This window comes from Citrobacter sp. RHBSTW-00859, assembly GCF_013729795.1.
Taxonomy (GTDB): Bacteria; Pseudomonadota; Gammaproteobacteria; order Enterobacterales; family Enterobacteriaceae; genus Citrobacter; species Citrobacter braakii.
In genome coordinates, this window is sequence record NZ_CP056284.1 from 1,833,985 (window position 1) to 1,852,093 (window position 18,109).

Annotated in this window: 17 protein-coding genes and 1 pseudogene; 4 read left to right on the top strand and 14 right to left on the bottom strand. The window is 53.7% G+C overall.

Translation table 11 applies throughout. The features are described 5' to 3' along the window. Positions 1-30: 30 nt before the first annotated feature. The 5 genes from artM to HV302_RS09050 form a co-directional block, all read right to left on the bottom strand. On the bottom strand, positions 31-699 hold the full coding sequence (gene artM / locus HV302_RS09030; protein WP_016153669.1) for an arginine ABC transporter permease ArtM: 669 nt from the start codon (positions 697-699) through the stop codon (positions 31-33). Then, complete coding sequence (gene artQ / locus HV302_RS09035) at positions 699-1,415, bottom strand: arginine ABC transporter permease ArtQ (RefSeq protein ID WP_016153668.1); 717 nt, start codon at positions 1,413-1,415, stop codon at positions 699-701. Before artQ ends, artM begins: the two co-directional genes overlap by 1 nt. A gap of 6 nt (positions 1,416-1,421) precedes the next feature. Then, positions 1,422-2,153: an arginine ABC transporter substrate-binding protein ArtI gene (gene artI / locus HV302_RS09040; protein ID WP_016156951.1), complete on the bottom strand. Its 732-nt coding sequence runs from the start codon at positions 2,151-2,153 to the stop codon at positions 1,422-1,424. 16 nt (positions 2,154-2,169) lie between these two features. Then, complete coding sequence (gene artP / locus HV302_RS09045; RefSeq protein WP_016156950.1) at positions 2,170-2,898, bottom strand: arginine ABC transporter ATP-binding protein ArtP; 729 nt, start codon at positions 2,896-2,898, stop codon at positions 2,170-2,172. Positions 2,899-3,123: 225 nt separating this feature from the next. Continuing rightward, positions 3,124-3,639, bottom strand: coding sequence for a lipoprotein (locus tag HV302_RS09050; protein WP_016153666.1), 516 nt, complete (start codon positions 3,637-3,639; stop codon positions 3,124-3,126). A 251-nt stretch (positions 3,640-3,890) separates the two neighbouring features. Between HV302_RS09050 and HV302_RS09055 the strand changes: the two genes are divergently transcribed. Both HV302_RS09055 and HV302_RS09060 read left to right on the top strand, forming a co-directional pair. After that, the gene (locus HV302_RS09055; protein WP_001160725.1) at positions 3,891-4,214 is read left to right on the top strand and encodes a heavy metal-binding domain-containing protein; all 324 of its coding nucleotides are present in this window, start codon (positions 3,891-3,893) and stop codon (positions 4,212-4,214) included. Beyond that, the gene (locus HV302_RS09060; protein WP_181627228.1) at positions 4,211-5,041 is read left to right on the top strand and encodes an N-acetylmuramoyl-L-alanine amidase; all 831 of its coding nucleotides are present in this window, start codon (positions 4,211-4,213) and stop codon (positions 5,039-5,041) included. The genes HV302_RS09055 and HV302_RS09060 overlap by 4 nt, the downstream gene beginning before the upstream one ends. Here the strand turns inward: HV302_RS09060 and HV302_RS09065 are convergent. The 4 genes from HV302_RS09065 to poxB form a co-directional block, all read right to left on the bottom strand. Further along, positions 5,038-6,051: an NAD-dependent epimerase/dehydratase family protein gene (locus tag HV302_RS09065; RefSeq protein WP_016153664.1), complete on the bottom strand. Its 1,014-nt coding sequence runs from the start codon at positions 6,049-6,051 to the stop codon at positions 5,038-5,040. The two genes, HV302_RS09060 and HV302_RS09065, sit on opposite strands and share 4 nt — an antisense overlap. A 94-nt stretch (positions 6,052-6,145) precedes the next feature. After that, entirely contained in the window at positions 6,146-7,579 is a 1,434-nt protein-coding gene (locus HV302_RS09070; RefSeq protein ID WP_016156947.1) for an SDR family oxidoreductase, read from the bottom strand. Positions 7,580-7,589: 10 nt separating this feature from the next. Then, positions 7,590-8,591 (bottom strand): low-specificity L-threonine aldolase, encoded by a 1,002-nt coding sequence (ltaE, locus tag HV302_RS09075; protein ID WP_019077197.1) that lies wholly within the window; start codon positions 8,589-8,591, stop codon positions 7,590-7,592. A gap of 36 nt (positions 8,592-8,627) precedes the next feature. Continuing rightward, positions 8,628-10,346, bottom strand: a complete 1,719-nt coding sequence (gene poxB / locus HV302_RS09080) for a ubiquinone-dependent pyruvate dehydrogenase (protein WP_181627229.1) — start codon at positions 10,344-10,346, stop codon at positions 8,628-8,630. Positions 10,347-10,498: 152 nt separating this feature from the next. Between poxB and HV302_RS09085 the strand changes: the two genes are divergently transcribed. Further along, positions 10,499-10,933, top strand: a complete 435-nt coding sequence (locus HV302_RS09085; RefSeq protein WP_016156945.1) for a DoxX family protein — start codon at positions 10,499-10,501, stop codon at positions 10,931-10,933. A gap of 72 nt (positions 10,934-11,005) precedes the next feature. Here HV302_RS09085 and HV302_RS09090 read toward each other — a convergent pair whose 3' ends face one another. The 5 genes and pseudogenes from HV302_RS09090 to aqpZ all read right to left on the bottom strand — a co-directional run. Then, entirely contained in the window at positions 11,006-12,622 is a 1,617-nt protein-coding gene (locus tag HV302_RS09090; protein ID WP_181627230.1) for an FAD-NAD(P)-binding protein, read from the bottom strand. Positions 12,623-12,823: 201 nt separating this feature from the next. Beyond that, positions 12,824-13,792, bottom strand: a complete 969-nt coding sequence (gene hcr, locus HV302_RS09095) for an NADH oxidoreductase (RefSeq protein ID WP_047414009.1) — start codon at positions 13,790-13,792, stop codon at positions 12,824-12,826. Between the two features lie 10 nt (positions 13,793-13,802). Next, positions 13,803-15,455 carry a hydroxylamine reductase gene (gene hcp / locus HV302_RS09100; protein ID WP_016153657.1) on the bottom strand — a complete coding sequence of 551 codons (1,653 nt, stop codon included), beginning with the start codon at positions 15,453-15,455 and terminating at the stop codon, positions 13,803-13,805. A gap of 155 nt (positions 15,456-15,610) precedes the next feature. After that, positions 15,611-16,510, bottom strand: a complete 900-nt coding sequence (locus tag HV302_RS09105; RefSeq protein ID WP_016153656.1) for a lysine exporter LysO family protein — start codon at positions 16,508-16,510, stop codon at positions 15,611-15,613. Positions 16,511-16,652: 142 nt separating this feature from the next. After that, positions 16,653-17,342, bottom strand: a pseudogene (gene aqpZ, locus HV302_RS09110) (aquaporin Z); the annotation flags it as partial. Between the two features lie 54 nt (positions 17,343-17,396). On the opposite strand from aqpZ, the gene HV302_RS09115 reads away from it, so the two are divergent. Beyond that, positions 17,397-18,094 (top strand): IS1 family transposase gene (locus tag HV302_RS09115; protein WP_223429336.1). Its coding sequence is split into 2 segments (ribosomal slippage): positions 17,397-17,646 and positions 17,646-18,094, totalling 699 coding nucleotides; the frame shifts between segments, so codons are not numbered across the junction. Positions 18,095-18,109 lie beyond the last annotated feature (15 nt).

Here is an 18,109-nt window from a genome sequence, read left to right on the forward strand (position 1 = left end):
AGCGTAGCGCCATCAGACATAAAAACCGATTTAATTCCGGTGTTCAAACGCCAGAGCTTTACGTTCGATCAAGCGCATCATCAGCGTCAGCAAACCGTTGACGATCAGGTAAATCACACCCGCCGCGCCGAAAACCATGACGTCATAAGTGCGACCGTATAGCAGCTGACTATAGCCCATGACTTCCATCAGCGTGATGGTGTATGCCAGTGAGGTACTTTTAAACACCAGCACCACTTCGTTGGAATACGAGGAGAGGGCGCGTTTAAAGGCGTACGGCAACAGAATCGCCAGCGTATCCTTCTTACTCATCCCCAACGCTCCACAGGACTGCCACTGGCCTTCCGGGATTGCGCGGATAGCACCGTAGAACAGTTGAGTGGTATAAGCCGCACTGTTTAACGATAGCGCAATTAAGGCGCACAGCCACGGTTCAGAGAGCAGGTGCCACAGTACCGGATACTCCTGTAGCGTCGGGAACTGCCCTGGCCCGTAGTAGATCAGGAAGATTTGCACCAGCAGCGGAGTACCGGTAAACAACGTGATATAAGCGCGAACCAACCAGACCACAATCGGCGTTTTTAGCGTCAGGATGACGGTGAAAACCAGCGCCAGCACCAGAGCAACCACGATGGAGGCGACCGTCAGCGTCAGGCTGGTATGCAGCCCTTTTAACAATTCAGGTAAATACTCAAGCATTAGCCTGGTCTCCGCTCAAATCGTGTCGCGCGCAGGTCAATGCGTTTGAGAATGTACTGACTCACCAGCGTAATCACCAGGTAAATAGCCGCCGCCACAATGTACCAGGTAAACGGCTCCTGGGTACGGGTGGCAATACTCTTGGTTTGCAGCATCAGATCGTTCACGCTGATAAGGCTGACCAGCGCGGTATCTTTCAGCAATACCAGCCACTGGTTACCCAGTCCCGGCAGAGCGTGGCGCCACATCTGCGGCATCACCAGGCGGAAGAAGATCGCGGCTTTAGACAAACCCAACGCCTGACCTGATTCCCATTGTCCGAGTGGTACGGCCTTCAGCGCGCCACGCAGCGTTTGCGACGCGTAAGCCGCATACAGCAATGACAGCGCAATCACACCGCACAGGAACGGGCTGACGTCAAAGTTTTCGATCTGCATCTGAACCGGGATTTGTACAAACCCGAGATTGATCGTAAAGCCATCGGCCAGCGTCAGCAGCAGCTGTGAAGAGCCGAAATAGATGAACAGAACCACCAGAATTTCCGGCAGACCACGCAGGATGGTGACCAGAGCTGAACCCGTCCATGCCACTGGACGCCATTTTACTGACTCCCAGACGGCAAAAAACATGGCGAGCGCGAGGCCAATAATCAGCGCACAAACGGCAAGGCCGACGGTCATCCCGGCGGCGCTTGCTAAAGGAAAAAATTCATTCATCAAGTATTACTTCTGGAACCATTTGTTGTAGATGGTCTCGTAAGTCCCATCTTTCTTCACTTTTTCCAGCGCAGCGTTAAATTTCTGCTGCAGTTCGGTATTGCCCTGGCGCACAGCGATGCCCAGACCCGTACCGAAGTAATCTTTATCCGTCACTTTATCGCCAACTGCGGCCAGCTTTGGATTATCTTTCAGCCATTCGGTCACCACTGCGGTATCACCAAATACGCCGTCAATACGACCATTTTGCAGATCGAGTTTGGCATTCTGGTAGCTGTCATACGGTACGGTGGTCACTTCCGGATGTTTATCCATGATGAATTTCTGGTGCGTAGTACCGTTTTGTACACCGACTTTTTTGCCTTTCAACTGGTCAATGCCGGTGTATTTACCCTGTTGGCCAACAAACAGGGCAGAGTTGTCGTAATACGGGGTGGTGAACAGAACCTGTTTTTCACGCTCTGGCGTGATGTCCATACCGGCCATCACCGCGTCAAAACGACGGAATTTCAGGCTCGGGATCAGGCTGTCGAAGGCCTGATTGGTGAAGGTACAGGTCGCGTCAATCTCTTTACACAGCGCATTCGCCAGATCAACGTCAAACCCTACGATTTTGTTATTCGCATCAATAGATTCAAACGGAGGATAAGACGCTTCGGTGGCGAAACGAATGGTTTGGGCTGCGGTAGCGGAAAGGCTAAAACCTGCGATTAGCGCGGCAATCAGAACTTTTTTCATTGTATTGTCCCGAATCTTAGTGAGAGAGATAGTTTTTAAACGCTTCGGTTTGCGGGTTGGCAAAGCAGCTCGCATCCCCAAACTCGACGATATGACCGTTTTCCATATACACCACACGGCTGGCCGTTTTACGTGCAACTTCCACTTCGTGGGTGACGATCACCTGAGTAATGTTGGTTTCCGCCAGTTCACGAATGATGCTGACGATTTGGGCAGTAATTTCCGGATCAAGCGCTGCGGTAGGTTCATCAAACAGCAGCACCTGCGGCTCCATCATCAACGCGCGGGCAATGGCCACACGCTGTTGCTGGCCGCCGGAGAGATGCAGTGGGTAGCGATCGCTGTACGGCTTCAGGCGCAGACGTTCCAGCAATTTTTCGGCACGCGCCAGCGCTTGATCTTTTGTCAGACCCAGTACGCGGCAGGGCGCTTCAATCAGATTCTGCACAACCGTGAGATGCGGCCAAAGGTTGTATTGCTGGAAGACCATACCCACGTTCTGACGCAGCTCCCGAATGGCTTTGTCTGACGGGGTCTTCGTGAAGTCGAAACGGTTACCCGCAATAGAGAGTGTGCCCGAGCGCGGCATCTCAAGCAGGTTGAGTACGCGCAGCAGCGAGCTTTTCCCGGCTCCACTTGGGCCAAGTAACACCAGTGTTTCACCCTGAGGGCAATCCAGCGTGATATCGAACAGCGCCTGATGTGCGCCGTAGAAGCAGTTAATGCCGTTTAATTGAATACTCATTGACACTCGATACTGGCAGTCTGATAGCTATTGAAGCCGCAGATACTACCTTTGACAGAATAGTTATGCAATATTTATGCGTTAAAAGTTAAATGCAAACCGCATTCTTATCTAAACATAGCACAAAATAGCGGGGCCACCAGCGGGCAAGAATAATTGTCGGCATTCTATGCAGAATGCCAGACAATTTATGGGGGTTATGATTCCGGCGGGTGAATGGGGCGGTTAGCGGTTTTCGACAGACTGGCGCAGCGTCCCGGCTGGCGCGTGTACGCTGCCGCCCAGATAGCGGACATCGTCAACTACCCAGCACTGGCCTTCGCGGATCATCAGCACTTCATCACGCCAGCTTTGGTCACCCTGTTTAAGCTCTACGCGCAGCGGAATGTTGCGTGCATCACTATTCGGAATGGTCGATGCGCTGGCGACGCTGGCACTGTCCGGTAACGTAGCGCGACTAGAGAACGGATCGCTGTTAAACAGATCGCGATGCGCGTTATCACGGCTGGCATCGTTCAGCAGTTTCGCCAGGTTGTCGCTGAGGTACGGACGAAGGGGGGTAATGTCATTGTTTCGGTGCTGAATACGGTAATCATAGAATTGTTGAGCCACGCTGTCTGGCCCGCCTTCTACGCATGAGCCGCTACGCGTGCCGTTATCTTTGTAGGCCGGCGTTACGGTAGTACAGGCGCTGAGAAGTAGTGCACATGGAACCAGCAGAGAGAGTTTCGAGTAGCGCATAATGATTTCCTTATTAGCTTTCTACTATTAGTGTTCTACGTTGATTTACATGTCATACTTCAAGTTGCTTGTGCGTTGGCTACGTGCGTTCACCCCAGTCACATAGTTATCTATGCTCCTGGGGATTCACACTCTTGCCGCCTTCCTGCAACTCGAATTATTTTGTGTAAAGAATATATCCTTTCAATGATAGTGGATCGGTTCGATAATGCTTTTGAGATCGTGCTCTTAGCGCAAAAAGGAGATTAACCATGCAGTTTTCGACTACCCCTACGCTGGAAGGGCAGAGCATCGTGGAATACTGCGGTGTTGTGACTGGCGAAGCCATTTTAGGCGCGAATATCTTCCGCGATTTCTTCGCCGGCATTCGCGATATCGTCGGCGGTCGCTCCGGCGCGTATGAAAAAGAGCTGCGTAAAGCGCGTGAAATTGCTTTTCAGGAGCTTGGTGAACAGGCAAAAGCGCTCGGTGCTGATGCGGTAGTCGGTATCGATATCGATTACGAAACCGTAGGCAAAGACGGTAGCATGCTGATGGTGAGCGTCAGCGGCACTGCGGTGAAAACTCGCCGATGAAGCGTCTGCTGTCTCTGCTGGCATTAACGCTGCTGCTGGTAGGATGTGCTGGCGAAAAAGGGATTGTCGACAAAGACGGGTATCAGTTAGATACCCGTCGTCAGGCGCAGGCTGCTTACCCGCGCATTAAAGTGCTGGTTATCCATTACACGGCCGATGATTTCGACTCTTCTCTGGCTACGCTGACCGATAAAAACGTCAGCTCGCACTATCTGATCCCGGCAGTGCCGCCGCTCTACCATGGCAAACCGCGTATCTGGCAACTGGTGCCGGAAAAAGATCTGGCCTGGCATGCGGGGATTAGCTTTTGGCGCGGCGCTACGCGAATTAACGATACCTCGATCGGCATTGAGCTGGAAAACCGCGGCTGGCAAAAATCGGCGGGCAGCAAGTATTTTGCGCCGTTTGAACCCGCGCAAATTCAGGCGTTAATCCCCTTGGCGAAAGATATTATTGCCCGTTATGACATAAAACCACAGAACGTGGTGGCTCATGCGGATGTCGCACCGCAGCGCAAGGACGATCCAGGTCCGCTGTTTCCATGGGAAAAACTGGCCGCTCAGGGAATTGGCGCGTGGCCGGATGCTCAGCGGGTGGCGTTTTATCTTGCCGGGCGAGCGCCCGATGCACCGGTAGAAACCTCATCATTGCTCGATCTGCTGTCGCGCTATGGTTATGAGGTAAAACCTGAAATGACGCCGCGTGAACAGCGGCGGGTGATTATGGCCTTCCAGATGCACTTCCGCCCGACGTTGTGGAACGGCGTGGCGGATGCAGAAACTCAGGCGATTGCCGAAGCGTTACTGGAGAAATACGGGCAGGGTTAACGCGGCAGTTTGCCGTGGTCACGCAGCCAGGCCGCGGTACGCTCAATCCCTTCATCCAGCGTCACAACGGGCTGATAGCCTAATTCTTCCTGAGCGCGGGTGGTATCCAGCGTAAAGTCAAAATTCAGCTTCGAGACGCCGTAATGCGTAAGCTTTGGCTCTTTCGCGGATTTATTGCCTAACCGCTCCATGCTGCGGGCAATCATGTCCAGCATCGGGTAGGGTACGGAGCGGATACGACAATCAATATTTAGCTCGTCGATGAGTTTCTGCACAATACTGCGCAGGGTGCGATGCTCGCCGTTGGTAATGTTGTACGCACGACCCGACGGCAGATTATCGCAGGCTTGCTGACTTGCCAGCCACATCGCGTGCACCGCATTCTCGTAGTAGGTCATATCCACCAGCGCACTTCCGCCGTGCGGCAACAGAATGCTGCCGTAGTGGTACATCATATGGGCCAGGCGCGGGATAAAAACTTTATCGTGTGGTCCGAACAAGCTTTGCGGACGCAATACCGTAAAACGGGTCTGCGGGTTGGCCTGTGTCAGCAACGCAATCACATCTTCGCCAGCCGCTTTACTGCGGGCGAATTCATTGGCGAAGCGTTGGGGGCGGAAGTCCTCTTTGATATCGCGATGGTGGTGATAATCAAAATAGAGCGACGGTGATGAGATATGAATGAAGTTACGAACGCCCCAGGCCACGGCCCACTCGCCCAGACGGCGGGTTGCGCGAACGTTGGCCAGATCGAAAGCTTCCTGAGTTCCCCATGGTGAGGTAAAACTGGAGCAGTGCCACAGCGTATCGATACCGGCGAGCATCACTTTTGCCTGCGAAGAGACCAGCTCGGTCAAATCGGCATGCACAAACTCTGCGCCCATTTTCTCCAGCAGCTTGCCCATCGCTTCGTTGCGACCGGTAGCTCTGACGCTGACGCCTTTGCTGCATAAAAACTCAACCGCGTTTCGGCCTAAGCCGCTGGTGGCTCCGGTAACCAGTACCTTCATATCAATCCACTGTGTTTAAAAAACGTCGTGCGCATTCTTCCGTGAATTTCGTCTGTATGCAATGGGAAACATGAAAGAATACAGGCTCTTTTTATCATGAGTCTGTGATTTGTTCTGCAAGTTTAGCAATACGCTTCGCCATCCCTCTGAAAATGAACAGATGCGCCGGGATCATCAGCAGCCAATAGAAGAGGCCTGGCATGCCATGCGGATGCCACCAGGCGCGGACATCAATGCGTCGGTGGTCGCCTTTATCTTCCAACGTGAAGCTCAGACGACCCAATCCTGGCGCTTTCATCCCAAACAGCAGCGTCAGCTGTTTTTCTGGCTCAACGATGATAACTTTCCAGCTATCAACGGTATCGCCAACCTGCAACAGAGAGTGTTGCGGTCTGCCTTTCGCCAGCTTATGGCCGACCAGCAGGTCCAACGCCGCGCGCGTTTTCCATAAAATATTGCCAAAGAAATAGCCTTCTTTGCCGCCGAGGCGATTCACCACTTGCCACAGCGCCTGCCGACTGGCGGAGGTTTCAACGCTAAAGCCAGCTTGTTTAGCGAAATAGCCATATTCGGGGCGCCAGCGGGCAAATGCTTGCGCGTCGTAACCCCAGTCGCTGGAATTGACCAGCTTCTCTTCTTCTTTCAACGTGCTGCGCACCGCGTCATCAAAGGCAATCAGCTTTTGCGGGATCAGCGTGCGTAATTCGGTGTCATCGGCCAGCAGGTCGTGTTTTAACCCCTGTATCAGCGCTTTTGCCGTGGTCGGCGGCACTGACGTTATGACGTTCAAAAACCAGACCGAAATCCAGCGGGTAGGAAAGGGGACAGGGATGAGCAGGCGATGTTTACCGCTGACCGCCATAAAATGCTCGAACTGCTCCTGATAGCTCAATACCTGCGGCCCGGCGGCTTCGAGTACGCGGTGTTGGCGTGTAGGATGGTCCAACAACGCCACCAGGTAGTACATTAAATTCTCCAGCGCGATAGGCGTGGTACGCGAGCGCACCCAGCGCGGAGGGGTGAGTACCGGCAGGTTGTAGACCATGTCGCGCATCACTTCAAAGGCGGCAGAACCTGCCCCTACGATAATACCCGCGCGCAATTCGGTCATTGGCACGCCTGATTCGCGCAGGGTGTCCGCGGTTATCTGTCGCGCACGCAGATGATCGGATTGTTCATGCCGGGGAGCCTGTAATGAGCTCAGGAAAATAAGCTGTTTGACTGGCGTATCACGTAGCGCATCGCGCACGTTCATTGCTACCTGGCGCTCATGGGCGATAAAATCACCGCCTTCTCCCATGCCATGGACCAGGTAATAGACCGTATCAACGCCGGTCAGCAGCGGCGTTAGGTTATCTGGCCAATTCAAATCGACCTTATGGCAACTGACGTTGGCCAACTGCTGCTTTTCCAGCCGCTCGATGCGGCGTGCCGCAGCCAGCACCTGATGCCCTTGCTGACTGAGCGCCTGTACCAGATGCTGACCAATGTAGCCACTGGCGCCAAGAACCAAAATCCGTTGCGGCACGCCCATCTCCTTAGCGGGTTAAAAAAGCGCGCCAGTGGGCGACGACTTCAGCAAGCTGTTCACGCGATACGTCCAGATGCATCACCAGACGCACAATCGGCGAGGCGTTAATCAGCACGCCTTGCGCTTTCATGTACTCGCCCAGCGCCGCAGCGTGTTCTTCGCCAACGCGGATAAACAGCATGTTGGTGTCGTGGCGCATGACGTCCGCTCCTGCTTCGCGCAGTTGTTCCGCCATCCAGGCGGCGTTGTCATGGTCTTCTTGTAAGCGCGACACGTTATTTTTCAGCGCATACAGTCCGGCCGCCGCCAGAATACCGGCCTGACGCATTCCGCCACCGGTCATTTTACGCCAGCGAATGGCGCGCTTGATGTACTCGTGGCTGCCGACCAGCAGTGAGCCTACCGGCGTTCCTAAACCTTTGGAAAGACAAATAGTGAACGAGTCGCAGTATTGCGTGACATCTTTTAACTCACAGCCATAGGCGACGATGGCGTTAAAAATACGCGCGCCGTCGACATGCAGCGCAAGATTGCGCTCACGGGTGAATTCCCAGGCCTCTTTCAGATACTCGCGTGGTAGCACTTTGCCGTTGTGGGTGTTTTCCAGGCTGAGCAGACGCGTGCGGGCAAAATGGATATCGTCCGCTTTGATTTTTGCCGCCACTTTGTCCAGCGGCAAAGAGCCATCCGGCATGGCGTCGATAGGTTGCGGTTGAATGCTGCCGAGTACCGCTGCGCCACCCGCTTCGTAGAGATAGTTATGTGCGCCCTGACCGGCGATATACTCTTCCCCGCGCTGACAATGGCTGAGGAGAGCCACCAGGTTCGCCTGAGTGCCTGTGGGTAAGAAAATTGCGGCTTCTTTGCCAGCAAGCTCGGCTGCGTATTGCTGGAGGGCATTAACTGTAGGATCATCACCGTAGACGTCGTCCCCGACCGGGGCGGCCATCATCTCTTCGAGCATGGCGCGACTTGGTCGGGTGACGGTATCACTGCGTAAATCAATCACGGGCATTCCTTTTTAAGTGAGGTAATGCCCTCTGTTTTACCTGAGCCAGTTAGTTTTCGCCAGTTCGATCACTTCATCACCGCGCCCGCTGATGATTGCGCGCAGCATATACAGGCTAAAACCTTTAGCTTGTTCGAGTTTGATCTGCGGCGGGATCGCCAGTTCTTCTTTCGCGACGACCACATCGACCAGCACCGGACCGTCAATCGACATCGCCCTTTGCAGCGCTTCATCAACCTCTGAGGATTTCTCCACGCGAATGCCCGTAATGCCGCAAGCCTCGGCAATCCGAGCGAAATTTGTATCGTGCAGTTCGGTGCCGTCGGTCAGATAACCGCCAGCTTTCATCTCCATCGCCACAAACCCCAACACGCTGTTGTTGAAGACAATAATCTTCACCGGCAGCTTCATTTGCACAACCGACAGAAAGTCGCCCATCAGCATGCTAAAACCGCCGTCACCGCACATTGCGACAACCTGGCGTCCCGGTTCGGTTGCTTGTGCGCCGAGCGCCTGCGGCATGGCATTGGCCATCGACCCGTGGTTAAACGAACCGATCAGACGGCGTTTACCGTTCATTTTCAGATAACGTGCCGCCCACACCGTTGGTGTGCCAACGTCGCAGGTGAAGATGGCGTCGTCAGCGGCAAAATGGCTGATCTGCTGCGCCAGATACTGCGGATGAATGGCTTTATCGCTGGGTTTGGCTAAATCATCCAGCCCTTTACGCGCCTCACGATAGTGTTCCAGCGCTTTATCCAGGAACTGCCGATCGGTTTTTTCTTCCACCAGCGGCAGCAGGGTGAGGAGTGTGGATTTAATATCGCCTACCAGCGCCATATCAACTTTACTGTGCGCGCCAATGCTCGCCGGATTGATATCAATCTGAATAATCTTGGCGTCGGTGGGGTAGAACGGGCGATAGGGGAACTGGGTACCTAACAGGATCAGCGTGTCGGCATTCATCATGGTATGGAAGCCGGATGAAAAGCCAATTAGCCCGGTCATGCCCACGTCGTAAGGGTTGTCGTACTCAACATGCTCTTTACCACGCAGGGCGTGCACAATCGGCGCTTTTATTTTAGCAGCAAACTCAACCAGTTCTTTATGCGCACCGGCGCAGCCACTGCCACACATCAGGGCGATATTGCTGGAGTAGCGTAGCAGTTGCGCTAGTTTTCTGAGTTCTTCTTCTTCCGGAGTGACCACCGGGAGCGGCGCATGATACCAGTGAGTGCTGGCGCTTTCAGGTGCTGGCTTCAGCGCGACGTCGCCGGGTAATACCACCACGGAGACGCCGCGGTTGAGCACCGCTTTACGCATGGCAATTGCCAGCACCTGTGGGATCTGTTCAGGGCTGGAAACCAGCTCGCAATAGTGGCTACATTCGCGAAACAACTCTTGCGGGTGGGTCTCCTGAAAATAACCGCTGCCTATCTCACTGGATGGAATGTGTGCGGCAATTGCCAGTACCGGGACGTGGTTGCGGTGGCAATCAAACAGGCCGTTAATCAGGTGCAGGTTGCCTGGTCCACACGAGCCAGCGCAGACGGCCAATTCTCCCGTCAACTGCGCTTCAGCGCCCGCGGCGAAGGCCGCAACCTCTTCATGACGGGTTGGCATCCAGTCAATCGTTCCCATACGATTCAGACTGTCACTAAGGCCATTTAGCGAGTCACCCGTCACACCCCAAATGCGTTTAACGCCAGCTTGTTCAAGTGTTTTAGCAATAAAAGCGGCAACCGTTTGTTTCATGGTTTTCCTTCTCCTTTAATGTGATACCGGTTACAAGTTTAGATGAAGATAATAGTTATGCTTATCATTACCTCTTATTTCCGGCAGGTTTCATTAAGCCTGTATTAAGCGTAGTTTGTTATTGGACATGGTTAAACAAGGAATAAATTCAAATGGTTATAAAACTATTAAATACAGTTAACCGGGTACTGACTCATGAAGATTTTGGCAAGTTTTTGTTACGTATTGCCGTGGGGGGATTAATGCTGTTTCATGGGCTGCATAAACTGTTCGCGGGTATTGATGGCATCAGTGGCATGCTGATAGCGAAAGGTTTCCCCGGCTTTATTGCGTATGGCGTTCTGCTGGGAGAGGTTGTGGCACCGTGTCTGATTATTCTTGGGATCCTGACGCGTCCGGCGGCGTTGGGGCTCGCGTTTACGATGGTGGTGGCATGGCTGATGGTCGGGATGGGTGAAACCTGGTCACTGGATAAAACCGGCGCATGGGCAATTGAAAGTCTGGTGTATTTCTTCATCGGCGCTCTGGCCGTGGCATTTTTGGGCGCGGGGCGTTTCTCCGTTGCCGGAAACTCGGCCTGGCGATAGTTTGCCATCCGAGAATCAATACAGAGGCGGGAATGCGTTAACCTATCTCCGCCTCGCCATTAAATCTGGCCGCTAATCCATGTCGTCACTGCTCCACAGTTTGTGCCGACGTCTCAGTGCACGTTGCGTCAATGCCTTTGCCATCGCGGCGCCTATTTCAGCGCTAACCACCAGCCCCTGAATAAAGGGACGGTCGTGCATCAACCACGGCAGTCCGCCAAAGGCGATGCGGTTGCGGGCGTTTTCCGGCGCTTGCAGCGTGTAATCTTCGCCGATATCCGGGATCTCATCGCCACAGGCCAGCAGTTGATCGCGTAGCGTTGGGAACGGAATATCTTTGCTCTGCAATGCCCGTTGTCCTCGGGCGTCAATAAATACATCAAATTCACTGCGCTGACCGTGGTGGTAAATGACCGTCCTTTCCTGCTCATTCGTACGCTCATAATCTTTGCCGAGTGCGAGGATCTCAATCAGTCCGGCATCGTGCAGAGCCAGCAATCGGCGGATAGATTCAGACGGGATTGCCGCATAGTTATCAATAAAGACGCGCGCCAGTCCGTGCCTGAAACGTTTTTCGTCGCGAGCATCAAGATGAGGAACGATCTCTTCAATAACCTCGTGTAGGCGCAATAAGGTATAGCGCCAGGCGACGGTATGTTGTTCCTGCTTGTTGCGTTCAACCTCCACCAGGTTACGCCTCGCCCAGTCAAAAGGGTCATGCTTGAGCCTGTCGGCAAAATAGACCTCGGGGAATGTGTCGGCGTTAAGCGTTGCAAGTGCAACCTGTTGGCACCACCCTGGGGCCGCGTCTTGCAGTTGTTGCACAATAAGCCGGAAGATGCGGTCCAGTAATCCGTTTTGGCCCTCGGCAATGGCGTTTTCAATCGCTTCTTGCGTCGCGATATTCAGCGGTTCATAGGGAAGAGGGCAGTAAAAATCCGCTTCAGGCAGCACACCGCTGCGCGACATCAGGGTCAGCTTCAGGTTTTGGCTGTCGGGTTTACGCGTGAACTGCAGTGAATGGTCGGTATTGGTGGTGAAGTTACCATGCTGACTGACCACGGCCATCGCCGCGTCGATAGCGCTTAGCGAGGTGCCCAGAATACCCACCCTGCAAGCGCTAATCCGCGCCTCCATCAGGCCGGTCCACGGACTGGGGAAAAACTTGCGTGCCTGAGCATCAGTTTCTGCCCACAGATGACCGCTGGCGATAGCGGCGAAATCCACTTCGACGGGCTGTGACGCGTGATTGATCCACAGGGAGACCCCAGTCGGGTTTGCTTGCAGGTCGGTGACTTTACTTGATTCAAATACGCGAATTGTGAACCCGGATCTTTGCGCTTTATCGACGATGGCTAAAAAACGATCGCGATAATAGTCGCCGAGGATCACCCGGGGCAAAAATTGCCGCTCATGCAACGATGTACGTTCAAGCCGAAACTGCGCCAGGTATTCATCGCTTTGATTCTGTAGCCACGTCAGATAACTGATATAAATCGGCGGGATCTCAATGCTGGCTATATTGGCCAGCATGTGGTCTGCGTTGTTGTCGCTGTTATAAGGCATGCCTATGCCAGCTTCCTCAGCTTGCTCATAAAGCTGTATCTCCAGCGGTTCACCGCGCTCAACGAGGGCATGAAACGTATAAATTCCGGTGGGACCTACGCCGACGATGGCCACTTTTTTCATGGGGATCCTTTGTAGAAAGTTCGACGTGGTAGTCGGGGTTTTGCTTAACCTGTGCCAGGTAAGTGTGGTCGATAATTCGCGGGAAGAGGGCGGTATTTTGCCTGGGAGGGGGAAAAAATAGGAATTTTGCAGTGTCTGACAGCATAAAAAAAGGCCACCCGATATAACCGGGTAGCCTTTTGTACATCAGATATCGGTCAATTACGCCAGCACTAAATCACCCTGCGGATGACAGGAGCAGGCCAGCACATAACCTTCAGCAATTTCTGCGTCGGTCAGCGTCATGGTGCTGCTGACCGTGTAGTTACCGTCAACCACTTTGGTTTTGCAGCAGCCGCAAACGCCCGCACGGCATGCGGCGACAACCGGCACTTTATTGCTTTCCAGCGCTTCCAGCAGCGTACTGCCTACCGGCGCATAAAACTCTTTTGCCGGCTGCAGTTTGGTGAACTTCAGACCGCTGGTGGCGGCTTCAGCTACCGGGGTGAAGAACTGCTCTTTAAAGAAGCGTGTCACGCCCAGCGCGTTGACTTCTTTCTCGACCAGATCCATATACGGCGCCGGGCCGCAGGTCATCACGGTGCGAGAAGCCAGGTCCGGTACGCTTTGCAGCAGTTCGGTGGTCAGTCGGCCGGAAACAAAACCTTCAGTGGCATTGTTTTCAGCAACTAAGGTCACCGGATACTCGCGCCATTCGTCGGCAAAAATGACATCTTGCGGTGAACGGACGTTAAAGATCACCTGCACATCTGCCTGTGGGCGGTATTTTGCCAACCAGCGACGCATTGACATGATTGGCGTGACGCCACAGCCAGCGGCCAGCATCAGGAACCTGTCTTCCGCTTTATCTTCACAGGTGAATTCACCCATTGCATCGGACAGCCAGATATAGTCGCCGCGCTTCACGTCGCGGGTTAACCACTGTGAGCCTGCGCCATCGTCAATGCGGCGGATGGTCAGCGTGATATATTCGCTAACGCCCGGCGTTGAAGAAAGAGTGTAAGCACGCAGCGTGTCCGCTGAATTACGTACGCTGACCAGTGCATACTGCCCGGCGCGGTACGGATAATAGTCGTGGCACAGCAACGAAATTGTCCATACATCCGGCGTTTCCTGATGGATGTGATGAACCTGCATCCGCCATGGGCACTGATGAGTTGGCATTGTCATTCTTTACTCCTTACGCGCTCAGCAGTTGCTTCATGTCTTCTTCAACGGTGGTCACGGAACGCAGACCGAACTTCTCGTTGAGAACTGCCAGCAGGTCCGGCGTGAAGAAGCCAGGCGCAGTCGGGCCAGTGACGATGTTTTTCACGCCCAGAGACAGCAGGGTCAGCAGAATGACAATCGCTTTCTGTTCGAACCAGGAGAGCACCAGAGACAGCGGCAGATCGTTCACGCCACAGCCCAGTTTCTCAGCCAGGGTTACCGCCAGGATGATGGCAGAGTATGCATCGTTACACTGACCTGCATCGACCAGACGCGGCAGGCCTTCGATATCGCCGAACTCCAGTTTGTTGAAACGGTATTTACCGCACGCCAGTGTCAGGATCAGGCAGTCGTCCGGCACGCTGGTGGCGAAGTCGGTGAAGTAGTTACGTTCGCCACGCGCGCCATCACAACCGCCAACCAGGAAGATGTGACGCAGTTTTTCGCGGCTTACCAGGTCGATCAGGGTATCAGCCGCGCCCAGCAGAGTCTGACGACCGAAACCAACGGTGATCAGGTGCGGAATTTCGCTGTACGGGAAGCCCGCCATCTGCTGAGCCTGAGCGATTACCGGAGCGAAGTTGTCGCCTTCGAGGTGGCTTACACCTGGCCAACCGACGATGCTACGAGTCCAGATACGGTCATCGTAGGCGCCAACGGTTGGGTCGATGATGCAGTTAGAGGTCATTACGATTGGGCCCGGGAAGCGGGCAAATTCAACCTGCTGATTCTGCCAGCCGCTGCCGTAGTTACCGATCAGGTGTTTGAACTTACGCAGTTCCGGGTAGCCGTGCGCTGGCAGCATTTCACCGTGGGTATAGACGTTAACGCCGGTACCTTCGGTCTGCTCCAGCAGGTTGTACAGATCTTTCAGGTCGTGACCGGAGATCAGGATGCACTTACCTTCGGTTGCTTTGACGTTGACCTGAGTTGGCGTCGGGTGGCCGTATTTAGTGGTTTCGCCAGCATCCAGAATGCTCATCACTTTGAAGTTCATCTGGCCGATTTCCATTGAGCACTCCAGCAGAGCGTTCATATCGGAAGGCCAGGTTCCCAGCCATGCCATGATTTTGTGGTACTGAGCGTAGATGTCGTTGTCGTACTGACCGAGAACGTGCGCGTGCTCCATGTAAGCTGCCGCACCTTTCAGGCCGTACAGGCACAGCAGACGCAGGCCGAGAATGTTCTCGCCGATGGCTGCTTTGTCTTTGTTCGGGGTAAATTCAGCGGCCTGACGTTGCAGGTCGCCCAGATCGTCGCTGACCAGTTGCAGATCGGCCATCGGGTTAGCGACCGCTGCGTTCGCGTCGATGTTCAGGCATTGCGCTTTCAGGGCGTCGCGCATGGCGATAGCTTCACGGGCATAGCCAACAATACGCGGGGAATCGAAGTTAACGTTGGTCAGCGTGGAGAAGAATGCACGCGGCGCAAAGTTATCAACTTCATGGTCGATGATGCCGTATTCACGTGCCTTAACAGCCCATGCAGACAGACCTTGTAGGGAAGCAATCAGCAGATCCTGCAAATCGGAGGTTTCAGCCGTTTTACCGCACATACCCTGCGCGTAAGAGCAGCCGTTTCCTGCCGGAGTACGGATGGTTTGTTCACATTGCACACAAAACATGGTCACACCTTTTAAAGTTATATTTAATATACATGTTTAAGGTTATGCCTGTGCGCGAAGGGATAAAAGGGATTTCTGCTACAACTTGCAGGGAGATTGATTTAGCGCAATTTTGGCGGTAGATGACTACCGCCAGAGAGGTATTTGTCCTGACTTTAGGCGGAGAAAAACGCCATCAGCAAAGGCACTAACAGACTCAGAATAAAGCCGTGGACGATGGCTGCCGGAACCATCTCCAGACCGCCGCTGCGTTGGAGCACCGGTAAGGTGAAATCCATTGATGTCGCGCCACATAGCCCCAGCGCGGTTGAGCGGCTGCGGCCCACCATTCCAGGAATCAACATAATGGCAATCAGCTCGCGGGCCAGGTCATTAAAGAAGGCGGCGCTACCAATCACCGGCCCGAAGGATTCGGTTAACAGAATACCGGACAGGGAGTACCAGCCAAAACCAGACGCCATCGCCAGCGCGGTTTTCAGCGGCAGGCCGAGGATCAACGCATTGATAACCCCCGCCAGCATCGAACTGGCGACGACGACCACCGCAACAATCATCCCCCGGCGATTCAGCACAATTTGCTTTAAGGTCATACCGCTGTTGCGCAGTTGAATCCCGACCAGGAACAGTAAAAAGATTAACGTATATTCGCTGGCTTCGGTGGCGTGCTGCAGAATAGGAAGACCGGTGAGGCCGAGCAGAAAACCCACGACGACGACGCCACAAAGCTGGAGCGACTCAAGCGCCATCGCAATTCGCGAGGGTAGCTTTTCTTGCTTGTGGTTATGTCGCCAGGGCAGCGAACGCTCCAGCCAGAACAGCGCCGCGATATTACACAGCAAAATGACCGTCACGCTGACCGCAGAATAATGAAGAATGGCTAACAGGTTGCTGGCGAGATTATCCAGAAACGCCAGGCTGATACCCATAAAAAAGAGAATAAGGTAGACGATCCAGCTCAACAGGCGATTGATGAGTTTTAATGCAGCCCTGTGCCGAAGCGGAATAAGGTAGCCCACAATAAGGGGAACCAGAATGATTAACAGCCCTGAAAACATGAAAACCAGATCCTTGCTGAGAGTAAGACGAAATGCGCCAGCACACACTACTCAATGCAAAGAAGGGAGTAAAGTTGCAAATAAAAGGAAATATAGCGGGAAAAAAAAGACCTGACTTGCGCCAGGCCTTTTTTGTTATCGATTAATCGCGTTTTTCCAGCAGAGTGCGGTAAATAAGACCGCCGAGGACCCCACCGATAATCGGCATAACCCAGAAGAACCACAATTGTTGCAATGCCCAGCCGCCCTGGAAGATGGCTACAGCGGTACTACGTGCCGGGTTAACGGAGGTGTTGGTAACCGGAATACTGATCAAGTGGATCAGGGTTAACGCCAGACCAATCGCAATAGGTGCAAAACCTGCCGGAGCATGTTTATCGGTCGCACCGTGGATCACTAATAAGAAACCAGCGGTCAAAATAATTTCAATTACGACGGCAGACAGCATTGAATAGCCGCCAGGTGAATGTTCACCAAAGCCGTTCGAGGCAAAACCACTGGCAGTTGCGTCAAAACCAGCTTTACCGCTGGCAATAAGATACAGTGCCGCTGCTGCAACAATACCGCCCACAACCTGAGCGATAACATAACCAATAACGTCTTTTGCCGGGAAGCGACCGCCCGCCCATAAACCGAAGGTCACCGCCGGGTTAAAGTGTCCGCCGGAAATATGACCTACGGCGAATGCCATGGTTAATACGGTCAAACCAAACGCCAGCGCGACACCGGCAAATCCAATACCCAACTCCGGGAATGCTGCGGCCAGAACTGCGCTACCGCACCCACCAAAGACGAGCCAAAACGTACCGAAGAATTCGGCTGCTAATTTCCGGTGATGCTGCCAACTTACTGATTTAGTGTATGATGGTGTTTTTGAGGTGCTCCAGTGGCTTCTGTTTCTATCAGCTGTCCCTCCTGTTCAGCTACTGACGGGGTGGTGCGTAACGGCAAAAGCACTGCCGGACATCAGCGCTATCTCTGCTCTCACTGCCGTAAAACATGGCAACTGCAGTTCACTTACACCGCTTCTCAACCCGGTACGCACCAGAAAATCATTGATATGGCCATGAATGGCGTTGGATGCCGGGCAACCGCCCGCATTATGGGCGTTGGCCTCAACACGATTTTACGTCACTTAAAAAACTCAGGCCGCAGTCGGTAACCTCGCGCATACAGCCGGGCAGTGACGTCATCGTCTGCGCGGAAATGGACGAACAGTGGGGCTACGTCGGTGCTAAATCACGTCAGCGCTGGCTGTTTTACGCGTATGACAGGATACGGAGGACGGTTGTGGCGCACGTCTTCGGTGAACGCACTCTGGCCACACTGGAGCGTCTTCTGAGCCTGCTGTCGGCCTTTGAGGTCGTGGTATGGATGACGGATGGCTGGCCGCTGTATGAATCCCGCCTGAAGGGAAAGCTGCACGTAATCAGCAAGCGTTACACTCAGCGCATTGAGCGACATAACCTGAATCTGAGACAACATCTGGCAAGGCTGGGACGGAAGTCACTGTCGTTCTCAAAATCGGTGGAGCTGCATGACAAGGTCATCGGGCATTATCTGAATATAAAACACTATCAGTAAGTTGGAGTCATTACC